The following is a 13,563-nucleotide window of genomic DNA, read 5'->3' as shown; positions in this document are numbered from 1 at the left end:
GCCGGCGGAGTGAATTATTCGGCCGGAACCGAAGACTTCTTTTCTTTTTTGGCGAGCAGCGACTTCAGATCGAAGCTGCCGAGCAGGGATTTTTTGGCCGGCTCGTCGCCCTCCATTTCTTCCTCGCTTGCACCCAGGATGCGGTCACCCAGCTGCTTGATCGCTGCCGTCGCCTTGCTCGACCGATTGGCTTCGATGAACGTCTGGCCAAGCTTGGCTGCGTTCGCGGAGGCTTTCTGGTCGTAAGGGATGGTAAAATCGATCTTGCGTTCGATCGACGCTTCGAAGTCAGCCTTGCTGATTTCAGCCGCGCCAGTCTGTACCTTGTTGGCGACGATCAGCGGAGTTGCATGCGCCGCGTTGGTTTTCAGCCAGCTGAGAATCCGGATCGTGTCACGCGCGGATGCCAGGGTCATTTCCGCCGCCAGCACCACAACGTTCACGTCGGCAAGCAAATGCGGGAAATTGATCAGCATGTTGCGCGGCAGATCGATCATGGTCATCTCGAATGCCTGGCGAAACTCTTCTTCCAGTTGGATGAAGGCCGAACCATCGGTCATCAGAGGTGAATTGATCGGCGCCTCGGCGGACAGGATGGCAAGGTGATCGTTGGCACGGATCATGGCGCGTTCGATGAACAGGCCGTCGATGCGGCTGGGGTTATCGATCGCGTCGGTCAGGCCGCGTCCAGGTTCCAGATCCAGCGCCAAAGCGCCGGTCCCGAAGTGCACGTCGAGATCGAGCAGTGCCGTCGGCAGCTTGTGATCTTCACTGAAGAGCCACGAGAGCGAGGTCGCCAGCATGGAAGCACCGACACCGCCGCGGGTCCCGACAACAGCCGTGGATACATGGCGCTTCGCAGCTTCCGGATCGCTTGCACGCGGAGCGGAGAACACTGCCTGAGCGTTGTTCAGCGAGTCGCGTAGCTGCCCGGCGGAAAGCGGTTTCAGCAGATAATCGTGAATGCCGCTGGCCAGCAGATCGCGGTACAGGCGAACATCGTTCACCTGGCCGATAGCGATCACGACCGTACCGGGTTCGCAAACCTCGGCGAGGGCGTTGATGTCGTTCAGCGGATCGCCGCTTTCCGACAGGTCGACCATCAGGATGTTGGGGCTGGCCGCGACCGAGAGCGATTGCACTGCATTGCGCAGTCCGCCCTTGGCACATTTTTCCGGCTGCCAGCCGAGTTCGATCACTACCGGACGCAGGACGTCCAGCGCGGCATCGTCGCAGATGAAGGCGGCGAAGGGGTCACGGTTACCCGCAGCATTTGGTTTCCAAGGAGCGTTCATGACTTAGCCTCCGGTTCCATTTTCTTTCAGCCCGCCTTCACCGGTCGGTGCCTGTTCACGATAACTGCCAATCGCCTTCGAAGAGGTCGTGACAACGGTTTGCCCGGTTCCCTTCTGGCCAGTGACCAGATCTTCCGGATTGGCCACCATGGAGGCCAGATTGCCGTTGATGGCGCAGCCATATCCCGGGCTGGTCGCGTTGGCGTAGTTCATGTCGGATTTGGCCGACCAGTCGGGGCAGCCCGGAACAGACGCGGTGGAGCGGGTCAGTACGACACGGACATTGCCCGGATCGACATAGCCAGCCGTGACCGGCGCACCGTCGCTGATCAGGATGCCGTGGCGACCTGCCAGTTTGGAAATGGCTTCGCGGGTTGCGCCGCTGGCCATCGGATCATCAATGGCAACACGGTCGCCATAGCGAAGGTCCATGGCTTCGAACCAGTCAGCGAGACGCTTCTGTTCGGAAATTGCCAGACCGCCCTGATTGGCACGAACATCGAATGTGTAATTGGTGCGTTCCACAACCGGCTGCTTAACGCTTTCCAGGCTGCGATTGGTCGGCATGCCGCCGCAAGCACCCAGGGCGAGCCCAAGCGAAAGGGCAAGCGCGCCTGCTAGTTTGCGATTGATTGCAATAGGCATCTTATTCACCTTTCTCACTTGAGGCTGAAGCCGGGTGCAGCCGCTTCGGCGGTGCGCTCGGACTTGCGTTTCTTGTCGGCTGCATCTGCGCGGCGACCGGATACCGGACCGCCATTAGGATTGATCGCAGCCGGGTCGATGGTCGACACTGCAGGCGGCGGGGCGTCCTTGTCCTGTGCAGTCGGCACCGGACGCAAGCCACCGTTCACACCGTCATTGTCCCGGTAACCGAGAAACGACTGGAGTTCGTTGGCGGCGCGGAAGCCGTCAGTCGGCAGCTTGATGTCGTTCGCGTCAACCGGGTTCACCAGATACGGGGTCACCACGATCACCAGCTCTGTCTCGCCGCGGCGGAAAGACCGCGAACGGAACAGGTTGCCAAGGATCGGAACGTCACCGACGCCCGGTGCCTTGTCGATCGTGTTCTGCGCGTTGTTGCTCATCAGGCCGGCAATCATGAAGCTCTGGCCGGAGCCGAGTTCCACGGTTGTTTCAGCGCGGCGAATGGTCAGCGCCGGGATTTGGAAGCCGTTAAGCGTCACGGCCCCCTGCGTCGACAGTTCGGAAACTTCCGGACGCACGCGGATCGAGATCCGGCCATTGGCAAGCACTGTCGGAGTGTAGGCGAGGCTGACACCGAATTTGCGATATTCTACCGCAGTCGTGCCTAGGCCCTGGCTGATCGGGATCGGGAATTCACCGCCGGCAAGGAAGTCGGCAGTTTCGCCCGAAAGTGCAGTCAGGTTGGGCTGCGACAGCGTGGTCACGAGGCCATTTTGTTCCGCAAGGTCGAGTGTTCCCGCCAGGTCAAGGCCGAACAGCTTGCCGAACGCCGCGATCGTCGAGCCGGTGGAGGTTGTCGAGACAACAGAAGTTCCGTCTGCACCTTCGGTGACATTAACCCCGAGAGGTCCGCCAGGAGAGTATTGCGTAACCGCGGCGCGGCCATTCCCGATGCCGAATTGGAAACCATCGGTAAGATCACCCGTGGTCAGATTGGCGCCGATGGCACGAACCAGCGAGCGGCTGACTTCGGCAAACCGCACCTGCAGGTTGACCTGCAGCGGGGTTGCCATCTTCAGGCGGCTGATAACGTTCGATCCGTCGCCGACAAAGGCCTGCACTAGCTGTTCAGCTTCAGCGGCATCTTCAGGTGCTGCAACCGTCCCGGTCAGAAGAACCGTGTTGGTACCCATGGTCGAAACGTTGATTTTCGCTTCCGGCATGGCGAGGGTCAGCATCTGGTCCACGCTGTCGAGGTTGGACCCGACGCGGACGTTAGCCGACCAGATGATGTCACCGCGTGCATCGCTGGCGTAGACAGTGGTCTGGCCGCCGGCCTTACCGAACAGGTACAGCTGACGCTGCGACTTGATCTGGACATCGGCAACCGAATCGTTGGAGATGAAAACATCCGCCATGTTCCCCGGTACGGTCAGCAGTTCGCCGCGGCCGATCGACAGGACGACGTCATGCGATGGCTTGGTCACGGACTGCGCGTTCGCAGTGCCGACGGGAATGCCGATCAATGGTGCTGCGGCCAGACTGGCCATCAGCAGGGTTGCAGTTAGGCGACGTTTCATGGTCTTGCCCCTCGGTTTGATGCTGCCGGCAGTCATGCCGATCAGATCGGAAGAAGAATTACGGTTTGTCATGGTTCGCTTCACCTCAGGATCGTGCCGGCGACCGGGACAACTTCTGCGGCACTTTCGATGCCTTGCTGTTCCTGGGCGACCATTGCGCCGGTGCCGCGTGATACTGGCAGTTCAGTGGTTGTCTTGCCGCGGGTCACACGAACCGTCGGACCTTTTGGTGCAACCTTGCCAGTGCCGGACACACCCATCGCTGGCGGTGCCGAAGCAGGGCCTTTTGCGCCGCTGGGGGGCATCGTACGGCGCTGGAAGCGCGAGACATCGCCGCCGGTTACGAAGGTGGACTTCGCATCACTCGGGCGTGACATGGCGGCTGCGAGGATTTTCTCTTCCTCTTCCGGTGTGGCATCGTCCGGGACTTTGATGTCGCCTGACGCAATCGCTTTATCCAGTTCGCCTTGGTTGTCGGCGATCGAGCGCAGCGAAAGACTGAGTGTGCCGATTGTCTGAGCGACAGCGACCTTTTCAGCGATGCGCGGGGTCACTTCGAGTGTGACAGTACGGAAGGCGCGAACAACGGTGTTGCCGGCTTCGGTTTTTTCCTGCCGGGTCGACTGGTCGGTGGCGAGGACGCGAAGGTTACTAAGAATGGTTTCCGACGCTTTCAGAGCTTCGCCTTCACCTTTGACCGTCTGGGTCAGGACCAGGTCGACACGGTCGCCCGGGAATACAAAGCCGCCAACGCCGGTCTTGGCCGATACCGGTACGGTAACAGCGCGCATGCCCGGACCAAGCGCCGCCGCGAGGAACCCGCGGTCGCCAGGTTTGACCAGCGAGCCTTGCGTTACCGGCTCACCAGCGGTGATCGGGTGACGGACGACTGTGCCCAGAAGCTGCGAGACATCCGATTCGCCATCGATAAAGTAGGCGTCCTGGACGAGCTCTTCCGGCCACATCTGATAGTTGATCGCATCAGCAGTAATGATTGTGCCTGTTGCGAGACCGCGCTGAGCGACAAGAACCTTTGGTCCTTTAGGCTCGGGTGCGGCCGCTTCCGCTTGCGGAGCTGGCGCTCCGGCAAACATGCTCCGTGCTGCAAGCGCAGTACCGATCGCGATGACCAATGCTCCGATCAGCAGAACCAGCTTCTTCCTATCCATGGCTATTCTAGCCCCCTATTCGGCCCGACGGGATTGCGGGCATTCGTTAAATTGTTGGTTACGCATCCAATGGTTAAAATCAGGTTCACCCCGCGCCGACTGCATGCGTGGCAGCCGGCAAATAATATGTTCCAAGGACCCAAAGTCCGGCGGCAGAAATCGCCACGCCATACGGGATCGCCAGGCGGTCGCGCTGACGGCGCATGACGTGCCAGGCGCCCATCACAATGGTCAGCAATCCGCCAACCAGCGCCATGATGATCAGCAGCTTGAAAAACTGGCTCGGGACAATCCACAGCGCCAGCACGGTCAGCAGTTTGACGTCACCGCCGCCCATCATGCGAAGAGCAAACAGGCCAGCGAAAACGGTGAACGCGCCCAGCGCAAGACCGAACTGCAAGGCCACATCCGGCCACAGCGACAGCCCGCTGGACCACCAGAACAATGGCGCACCCAGGGCGATGCCTGCATTCAGCCAATTATCGATCTGACGGCGGCGAATGTCTGTAAACGCCGCAACAATCAGTGCGATTGCCAACGCAACAAGCAAGCCGTAGTGGAAATATTCGCCCAGCATTTTTGCCCCCAAAGGTCCCTTTGAGGTTCTGCTGCTACAGATCATCACTTACCAAAAAGTAACCAAGCGCAGGAGGTTCGTATTAGCCAAGTACGGGAAGACGGTGTGAACCACGCTAAATTCGATCGCCGGGCCATACCGGCAGAGGCAACCGAATCCCGCTGGGTCGCCGGGGACGGGCACGAGATACGCCGGATCGACTGGCCGGGAGCAGGCGCGAAACCGCGCGGTTCCATTTTGTTTTTTCCGGGCCGTGGCGATGCGTATGAAAAATATCTCGAAACACTGCACGGACTTCATGACGCCGGCTGGCGCGTAACCGGCGCCGACTGGCGCGGGCAGGCGGGATCGGGCCGTTTGGGCGATGATCCGGTCACCGGCCATATCGATGATTTCAACACCTGGGTGCAAGACCTTGGCGCGTTCTGGCAGGAATGGGTCGGCGAGACACCGGGGCCGCATGTCCTGATGGGGCATTCGATGGGCGGACATCTGGTCTTGCGGGCATTGGCAGACGGGGCGGTAGCGCCCGATGCCATGGTGCTATCAGCACCGATGCTTGGCTTCTTTGGCAATTTCCTGCCGAACAGCTGGATGCACCGGCTGGCAAAACTGATCCTGCGCCTGCGCGGCGGGACAACGCCTGCGTGGAAATGGAGCGAGAAGCCGGGCGAAATTCCAGTTGGGCGAATCAACCTGCTCACCCATGACAAAGACCGTTATGAAGACGAGCTTTGGTGGCGGGAAGAACGCCCCGAACTGGTCATGGGACCAGGCAGCTGGGGCTGGGTCGAGCGGTCCTATGCCTCCATGCGGTCACTATTCGCGCCCGGAAGACTCGAAGCGATAAAGACGCCGATTCTGCTGGTGGGCACGTCAAACGACAAATTGGTCGACATCAGAGCCATCCGCGAAGCTGCCAGCCGTCTGCCCAACGCAGAATTGCTGGAATTTGGCAGAGAAGCACACCACGAGGTGTTGCGCGAAGTCGAGGCGGTGCGGGGCAAGGCACTGTCCGCGATCGATGAATTCCTCGAACGGAACGCGCCGGCGAAATAATCATGGAAGTGTATGATTTCGCGATTGTCGGTGCGGGCATGGCGGGGGCCAGCCTTGCCGCCGGGCTTGCCGGCCAGGCCAGCGTGGTGGTGCTGGAGGCTGAGGATCAACCCGGTTTTCATTCGACAGGCCGATCCGCAGCATTCTGGGAAGAATGTTACGGCGGTCCGGAGATCGTGCCGCTTACTCTGGCCTCGGGAGAATTCCTGCGAGACGGCGGCTTTTTGAACCGGCGCGGCGCTCTGTATGTCGGGCGCAAGCAGGACAAGCCCAGGCTGGACGCTTTTGAGGAGCGTTTCGGATCGACCGGCGCGACGTTCGAACGGCTTGACGCAGCGGGCCTGCGGGCAATGATACCCGGCATCCGGGATGATTGGTGCGATGCTATATGGGAACCGGCATGCGCCGATATCGATGTCGCCGGTCTCCACCAGCATTATCTGAAGGGATTGCGCAGCGGCGGGGCCGATCTCGTCACCAAAGCCGAATTGGATCAGGCTGAGTATGATGGCGGCGAATGGCAGCTGCAAACCTCTGACGGGCGGGAATACCGAGCCCGCACCCTGGTGAACGCAGCAGGCGCGTGGGCTGACCGGATTGCCGAAATTGCCGGGTGCAGACCGGTCGGCATTGGCCCGCTACGCCGGACGGTTGCTCAATTGCGCGTGTCCCCTGCGCCAGCGGCCACCAATCCGCTCGTGCTCGATATCTCCGGCAGATTCTATTTCAAGCCTGAGAGCGGGCGATTGTGGCTAAGCCCGCACGACGAGGAACCGTCGGAACCATGCGACGCGGCACCGGAAGAACTGGCCGTGGCCGAGGCAATCGACCGGCTGGAAAGTGTGGTCGATTGGAAAGTCGAAGCCGTGGAGCGAAAGTGGGCCGGCCTGCGCAGCTTCGCGCCTGACCGGCTGCCCGTTTACGGGCCAGATCCGCGCAAGCCTGCATTCTTCTGGTTTGCGGGGCAGGGCGGGTACGGAATCCAGACGGCACCCGCTGCGGCAGCGATAGCCACTGCAATGTTGCTGCAAACACCGCGAGAAGACTTTGCCCGGGGGATCGACGCGTCCATTTATAGCCCTGAGCGGTTTGGGTAGATTTTCCCGTATTTGCGGTTAGGGTAGCGCCGGATTCAACCAAGAGGAGATTGCCAAATGGCCCATCGTTTCGAAATTCGTAAAAACAAGAAAGGCGAATTCGTTTCGTACTTCGTCTACAACTCGGAATCGATCTGGTGGACAGAAGGCTATAGCTCCAAGGCAAGCGCCAAGAATGCGATTGAGTCGGTTTTGAAGAACGGTCCGAAAGCCGAAGTGGTCGATACCACCACCGATTAATCGAAAGAGATTTCGCGAGGGGCGCGGCCATCACCGGCTGCGCCCTTTTTCGTGCCTGAAAGCTATTTACGAATAACCGGCGATATCAGCCTGTTCGCTGGCCAATTGATCAACCCGTTCGTTCTCAGGGTGGCCGTTGTGGCCCTTCACCCAGTGCCAGTTAACTTTGTGCGGGCGGGCTGCCTCGATCAGTTCGTGCCACAATTCAGCGTTGCGGACAGGTTTCTTGCTGGAATTGATCCAGCCGCGTTTTTGCCAGCCGGCAACCCATTTGGTCATTCCATCAAGCACGTATTTGCTATCGGAATACAGGTCGACCTCGCACGGTTCGATCAGCGCTTCCAGCCCCTTGATCGCGGCGGTCAGTTCCATCCGGTTGTTGGTCGTATCCGGGTCGCGCCCGGACAGTTCTTTTTCGTGTTTGCCCAACCGCAACAAGGCACCCCAGCCGCCGGGGCCGGGATTACCCTTGCAGGCGCCGTCAGTGAAAATTTCTACGCGTTTCATCTGTTTGCTGTGCCCGCTTGCTGGACAAACGGAAAGGCATTTGCACCCGCTTCGTCGTAGAATCGAAGCCGATTGGCGAAATCCATCGGGTCCTTGCGTGTGACCAGCGCCTCTGCCGGGGTGTTCAGCCAGTCATAGGCACGGGTCGCGATAAACCGCATGGCTGCACCTTGGCAGAGCAGAGGCATGGCAGCTTTTTCCTGATCGATCAGCGTGCGAACGCTTTCATAGCCTTCGATCAGCGCATCCCCGATGTCGCGATGAAATTCCCCGCCGCCACCGGAAAAACTCCATGCAACATGCGCGACCGCCAGATCGTAGGCAGACATATCGTTGCAGGCGAAATAGAAATCTATCAGGCCGCTCACCTGGTCCGCCAGCATCAGGACATTGTCCGGGAACAGGTCCGAATGAATGATCGAGGTTGGCAGGTGATCAGGCCAGTCACGCTCGATCTGACCCAGCTTGGCATCCACGAGTTCGGGCAAGGCCGGATCGATTTCGCCCAGAGCTGCGCCGTCGCATTGTTGCAAAAGGCCGCGCCACCCTGCCGGCCCCAGATCATTGACCCGGCTGTCGCTGAAATCGCTTGCCGCAAGATGAATTCCCGCCAGCGCGCACCCGACCGCCTTGGCCTGATCAACGCTGGGCCGGTCGATGGAAACACCGGGCAGATATTCGATCAGAGCGGCCGCTTTGCCTTCGATTTCGCGGTAAGCGGCGCCGCTTGCATCGTGAATGGTCCGCGGTACGGGGCAACCCTTGGCAGAAAGGTGATCGAGCAGGTCGAGGAAGAAAGGCAGATCATCGGTATTGGTGCGTTCTTCATAGACGGTCAGGATGAAGCGTTCGCTATCGCCGTCAGGCGCAGAGGTTTCGATGATCCAGTTGGAATTGGAAACGCCTTCCGCGATACCTTTGGCAGATACCAGCTTCCCCACACCGTAGTGCGAGACGAACGCATCGATATCGTCGGCGCTGAGGTGAGTATAGACAGCCACGGCGCCAAGTACCTTAGTCTGTCAGCTGGCGCGGCAGCTTGAAGACCATCTTTTCTTCTGCGGTGACCAGCGTGTGCTCTTCAACTTCGCGCCATTCGGACAGCTTGGCGACCACTTCGCGGACGAGTTCTTCCGGTGCGGAAGCGCCGGCAGTCAGGCCCAGTGTACCAACCCCTTCGAGCCATGCGGGGTCGATTTCCGATGCACGCCGGATCAGTTTGGCGTCGGTGCCGCACTTCTGGGAAACCTCGACCAGCCTGAGCGAATTGGAGCTGTTTCCTGCCCCGATCACCAGCACCAGATCGCTGCCAGGCGCAATTCTCTTCACCGCTGCCTGCCGGTTGGACGTGGCATAGCAGATGTCTTCCGCCTTCGGTCCGACGATGTGCGGAAATTTGGTCTGCAACGCTCGCACGATTTCATGCGTGTCATCGACCGACAGCGTGGTCTGCGTCAGGAAAGCGAGCGGCTGGTCTGCCGCGAGGCTAAGAGCCTCAACATCTTCCACCGTCTCGACCAGGGTCATCGTGCCTTCCGGCACCTGTCCCATGGTGCCGATGACTTCGGGATGACCGCGGTGGCCGACGAACACGATATGGCGATTTGCCTCTATCTGGCGTTCCGCCTGGCGGTGAACCTTGCTGACCAGCGGGCAGGTCGCGTCGAGATAATCGAGGCCCCTGCGATCCGCCTCTGCCGGGACTGCCTTGGGAACGCCGTGCGCGCTGAATACGACCGGCGCGCCATCGGGCACCTGATCCAGTTCCTCGACGAAGATGGCGCCTTTTTGCCTCAGCCCGTCGACAACGAACTTGTTGTGCACGATTTCATGGCGGACATAGACGGGCGCGCCATAACGTTCGAGCGCACGCTCGACGATTTCGATCGCCCGATCGACACCTGCGCAAAATCCGCGTGGGGCGGCGATCAGGATGGTCAGCGCGGGTTTGGTCGCGCTCGCTTTCGTGGATTGCAAGGGGGCGTTCATATGCAGGCCTCTAGCGCTTTGCGCGATGGCCCGCTAGGGCCGTGAAAATCATTGATGCCAAGCTGGGGCTGCATCCGCTGCCTAGCTAGGATCGTGGAACGAAATTGTGAAGGACTCTGCTGCATGAAACTCCATCGCCCATCGCTTATTCTCGCTATTTTGGCGGGTACGCTCGCTGGTTGTGCGAAAGAAGGCGATCTGGTCGTGAACCAGGGCGTGGGGATCACAGCAGTCCGCACGGCTTGCCCTGCGGTCGGTATTCCCGACTACACTGGCGATATCACGACCTTCCGTACGCCGGGCGCGACCACGGCCGACCAGATCGATGTGGTGGCGGCGATCACCAATCTGCGCAGCACGTGCAACGAAACGGGTGAGAAGGTGTATGCCGAAGCGAGCTTCGACGTGCTTGCGCGCCGCACCGACACACGCGGCCAGCGAACGGTAACTCTGCCTTACTTCACAACCGTCTTGCAGGGCGGATCTGCAGTTCAGGCGAAGCGTATCGGTTCGGTAACGCTCACATTCGCAGACGGGCAGGAACGCGCTCAGGCAACCGGCAAGGGCGGGGCATTTGTCGATCGTTCCGCAGCCACGCTGCCGGCCGATATCCGCGAAAAGATCACCCGCAAGCGCAAGGCGGGCGATCCCGATGCCGCGCTTGATCCGCTGGCCGATCCGGAAGTCCGCGCCGCCCTGACACGGGCAACGTTCGAACTTCTTGTCGGCTTCCAGCTGACCGAGGCTCAACTGGCTTTCAACGCGACCCGCTAAGCGCGACCCGCAAAGCGCCGACTAATTTCGCCAACACTACGCTTCTGCGGTGCGGAATGCTTGCGATTCTGGCCAGTTCGGCTAGTCGCGCGGCATGTCTGAAAACACATCAGTAGCAGCTCCGGAGCTGCACACATTGCACGCCGCCTTCGCCGAGAAGGTCGGTGCAGTTCTCGCCGCGCTTGAAGCCGAAGGCGCTCTCCCGCCGGAAACACCTCACTCGAACGTGACGGTGGAGCCGCCGCGCGATGCAAGCCACGGCGACCTTGCAACCAATGCTGCGATGGTTCTGGCCAAGCATGCGAAGACAAATCCGCGCGAGCTTGCCGGCAAAATTGTCGAGAAGCTCACCGCTGATCCCGACATTGTTTCCGCTGACATCGCTGGCCCCGGCTTCATCAATATGCGTCTGTCTGATCTTGCCTGGCAGCGCGAATTGCAGGCCATCGCCGCACTTGGCGCGACATATGGCCGGTCAGACCTGGGCGGCGGTTCGACCGTGAATATCGAATATGTGTCGGCCAATCCGACCGGTCCGATGCACATGGGCCACTGCCGCGGTGCGGTGGTCGGTGACGCGCTGGCATCGCTGCTGGAATATGCCGGGCACAATGTCGTTCGCGAATATTACATCAACGACGCGGGCGGTCAGGTGGACGTGCTCGCGCGGTCCGCGCACCTGCGTTACCGCGAGGCACTGGGCGAAGACATCGGCGCTATTCCCGAGGGACTTTATCCGGGCGATTACCTGATTCCGGTGGGCGAGTATCTGGCTCAGGAACTGGGCGACCGGTTCAAGGACGAGCCGGAAGAAGAATGGCTCGCGATTTTCCGCGCTGAAGCCGTCGAACAGATGATGGGGCTGATCAAGGCCGACCTCAAACTGCTCGGTATCGAGCATGACGAGTTTGCTTCGGAAGCCGCACTGCAAGCGGCGCACAAGCCGGAAACAGCGGAAAAATGGCTGCGTGAGCATGATCTTGTGTTCGACGGCATTCTGGAAGCGCCGAAAGGCAAAACGCCTGACGATTGGGAACCGGTGGAATTGCCACTGTTCCGCTCGACCAAATTCGGTGACGATCAGGACCGGCCAATCAAGAAGTCCAATGGGAAATGGACCTATTTCGGGGCCGATCTCGCCTATCACATGCAAAAGGCGGAGAAGGCCGATGCACTGATCGATATCTGGGGTGCTGACCACGCTGGCACGGTCAAGCGGATCAAGGCCGCAGTGGCCGCGCTGGGCGAAGGGCAGGGCAAGACGATCCCTTTCGATGTTAAGCTGGTTCAGATGGTCCAGCTGCTGCGCGGCGGCGAACCAGTCAAAATGTCCAAGCGCTCAGGCACTTTTGTGACGCTGGCCGACGTGGTCAAGGAAGTCGGCAAGGACGTAGTCCGCTTCACGATGCTGACGCGCAAACCCGAAGCGCAGATGGAATTCGACTTTGCCAAGGTGGTCGAGGCATCGAAAGACAACCCTGTCTTCTATGTCCAATATGCCCATGCGCGGATCAGCTCGACCTTGCGCAAGGGTGCAGCTGAAGGATTCGAACCTTCTACCGACGCGATCGAATTGCTCGGCGCAGAGGAGCTCGCACTGGTAAAACAGGCGGCGCAATTCCCGCGTATAGTGGAAGCAGCAGCTCTGGCGCGCGAGCCGCACCGGATCGCATTCTTCCTGTATGACCTCGCCGCAGCGTTTCATTCATACTGGAATCTGGGCAACGATCGCCCTGAAAAACGCTTCATCGTGGCACAGAATCCGGAATTGAGCGCTGCGAGACTTTTCCTGGCGTCGCAGATCGGGCAGGTTATCCGTAACGGGCTGGCCCTGCTTGGGGTCGAAGCCGTCGAGGAGATGTAACAATGATGGTCCATGAGGGGAACGACCGGGACGGCGAAGAGCCGTTCGAGGGTGAGGACTATGAGGCGGAAACCAGCGAAGATCTGGGTCTGGTCGAAGAAGACGAGCCGCTGCCGTGGCTCGAATCGGATTATGACGAAGAGGAAGAGGGATACGACACCGGTCGTCTGGTCGGTTTTGCCCTTCTCGGCCTGTTGGCGGTTGCCCTTCTCGTTGCGCTTATCTGGTGGTTTTCCAATCGCAGCACTGATCCCGATCTGGTTGAGCAGGGCGGCACGATCGAGGCGCCTGAGGGACCGATCAAGGAAAAACCGGATGATGCCGGTGGCAAGACATTCGAAGGGACCGGCAATGTTGCTCCCGGCGTAGGTGAAGGCAAGACGACCGAAGGCCGGATCGCAGCGGAAGAAACTCCGCGGCCAAGCATCGACGCTGCTGCATCGTCTTCGGAAGCTACGGCTGCGGCGAGCGGTGTCGCGGTGCAGGTGGGTGCTTTTTCAACCCGCGAAAGCGCGCTGGCCGGCTGGAACACGCTGCGCGGGCAGACCGAAGCGCTGCAAGGCGTCAAATACCGGATCGAAGAAGGTAAGGCCGACATCGGCACAGTCTTCCGTCTGCAAGCCATGGCCGGCGATGCGGCATCGGCGCGGGCGCTGTGTTCGGCGCTGAAATCGGATGGCGTGGCCTGCCAGGTCAAGCGCTGATTGGATGAGGACCGGGCGGCTCGTGCAGCCGCCCGATTCCCAAGCGGCAAATTGTCCACA

At 60.2% G+C, this 13,563-nt stretch carries 14 protein-coding genes; 6 read left to right on the top strand and 8 right to left on the bottom strand.

Features of this window, described 5'->3' with window-relative positions:
- Positions 1 to 14: 14 nt before the first annotated feature.
- The 5 genes from PO778_RS08040 to PO778_RS08020 form a co-directional block, all read right to left on the bottom strand.
- Entirely contained in the window at positions 15 to 1,295 is a 1,281-nt protein-coding gene (locus tag PO778_RS08040) for a pilus assembly protein CpaE (RefSeq protein WP_271439188.1), read from the bottom strand.
- A 3-nt stretch (positions 1,296 to 1,298) separates the two neighbouring features.
- The gene (locus tag PO778_RS08035; RefSeq protein WP_160730394.1) at positions 1,299 to 1,940 is read right to left on the bottom strand and encodes a CpaD family pilus assembly protein; all 642 of its coding nucleotides are present in this window, start codon (positions 1,938 to 1,940) and stop codon (positions 1,299 to 1,301) included.
- 14 nt (positions 1,941 to 1,954) lie between these two features.
- On the bottom strand, positions 1,955 to 3,523 hold the full coding sequence (locus PO778_RS08030; RefSeq protein WP_160730700.1) for a type II and III secretion system protein family protein: 1,569 nt from the start codon (positions 3,521 to 3,523) through the stop codon (positions 1,955 to 1,957).
- An 80-nt stretch (positions 3,524 to 3,603) separates the two neighbouring features.
- A complete protein-coding gene (gene cpaB / locus PO778_RS08025) occupies positions 3,604 to 4,692 on the bottom strand; it encodes a Flp pilus assembly protein CpaB (protein WP_160730393.1) in 1,089 nt (362 codons plus the stop codon).
- An 85-nt stretch (positions 4,693 to 4,777) separates the two neighbouring features.
- Positions 4,778 to 5,269, bottom strand: coding sequence for an A24 family peptidase (locus PO778_RS08020; RefSeq protein WP_271439187.1), 492 nt, complete (start codon positions 5,267 to 5,269; stop codon positions 4,778 to 4,780).
- A 105-nt stretch (positions 5,270 to 5,374) separates the two neighbouring features.
- On the opposite strand from PO778_RS08020, the gene PO778_RS08015 reads away from it, so the two are divergent.
- From PO778_RS08015 to PO778_RS08005, 3 genes are read left to right on the top strand one after another with little or no spacing between them, the layout of a single operon-like run.
- Positions 5,375 to 6,328, top strand: a complete 954-nt coding sequence (locus PO778_RS08015) for an alpha/beta fold hydrolase (protein WP_271439186.1) — start codon at positions 5,375 to 5,377, stop codon at positions 6,326 to 6,328.
- Positions 6,329 to 6,330: 2 nt separating this feature from the next.
- Positions 6,331 to 7,425 carry an NAD(P)/FAD-dependent oxidoreductase gene (locus tag PO778_RS08010; RefSeq protein ID WP_271439185.1) on the top strand — a complete coding sequence of 365 codons (1,095 nt, stop codon included), beginning with the start codon at positions 6,331 to 6,333 and terminating at the stop codon, positions 7,423 to 7,425.
- Between the two features lie 57 nt (positions 7,426 to 7,482).
- Entirely contained in the window at positions 7,483 to 7,665 is a 183-nt protein-coding gene (locus PO778_RS08005; protein WP_160730389.1) for a YegP family protein, read from the top strand.
- A 66-nt stretch (positions 7,666 to 7,731) separates the two neighbouring features.
- Here PO778_RS08005 and rnhA read toward each other — a convergent pair whose 3' ends face one another.
- Genes rnhA through ispH form a run of 3 tightly spaced genes read right to left on the bottom strand, consistent with a single transcriptional unit; the run spans position 7,732 to position 10,161 of the window.
- On the bottom strand, positions 7,732 to 8,172 hold the full coding sequence (gene rnhA / locus PO778_RS08000) for a ribonuclease HI (RefSeq protein ID WP_160730388.1): 441 nt from the start codon (positions 8,170 to 8,172) through the stop codon (positions 7,732 to 7,734).
- Complete coding sequence (thrB, locus tag PO778_RS07995) at positions 8,169 to 9,173, bottom strand: homoserine kinase (RefSeq protein ID WP_271439184.1); 1,005 nt, start codon at positions 9,171 to 9,173, stop codon at positions 8,169 to 8,171. The genes rnhA and thrB overlap by 4 nt, the downstream gene beginning before the upstream one ends.
- 13 nt (positions 9,174 to 9,186) lie before the next feature.
- Positions 9,187 to 10,161 carry a 4-hydroxy-3-methylbut-2-enyl diphosphate reductase gene (gene ispH / locus PO778_RS07990; protein ID WP_271439183.1) on the bottom strand — a complete coding sequence of 325 codons (975 nt, stop codon included), beginning with the start codon at positions 10,159 to 10,161 and terminating at the stop codon, positions 9,187 to 9,189.
- Positions 10,162 to 10,284: 123 nt separating this feature from the next.
- Between ispH and PO778_RS07985 the strand changes: the two genes are divergently transcribed.
- The 3 genes from PO778_RS07985 (at position 10,285) to PO778_RS07975 (ending at position 13,503) form a co-directional block, all read left to right on the top strand.
- Positions 10,285 to 10,935, top strand: coding sequence for a hypothetical protein (locus tag PO778_RS07985; protein ID WP_160730385.1), 651 nt, complete (start codon positions 10,285 to 10,287; stop codon positions 10,933 to 10,935).
- A gap of 94 nt (positions 10,936 to 11,029) precedes the next feature.
- The gene (gene argS, locus PO778_RS07980) at positions 11,030 to 12,799 is read left to right on the top strand and encodes an arginine--tRNA ligase (protein WP_271439182.1); all 1,770 of its coding nucleotides are present in this window, start codon (positions 11,030 to 11,032) and stop codon (positions 12,797 to 12,799) included.
- Positions 12,800 to 12,801: 2 nt separating this feature from the next.
- On the top strand, positions 12,802 to 13,503 hold the full coding sequence (locus tag PO778_RS07975) for an SPOR domain-containing protein (RefSeq protein ID WP_235903634.1): 702 nt from the start codon (positions 12,802 to 12,804) through the stop codon (positions 13,501 to 13,503).
- Positions 13,504 to 13,563: the final 60 nt, after the last annotated feature.

Source organism: Pontixanthobacter luteolus (assembly GCF_947494915.1).
Lineage (GTDB): Bacteria > Pseudomonadota > Alphaproteobacteria > Sphingomonadales > Sphingomonadaceae > Pontixanthobacter > Pontixanthobacter luteolus.
The sequence above is the reverse complement of the archived record's forward strand: the minus strand, read 5'-3'. Positions and strand labels throughout refer to the sequence as shown.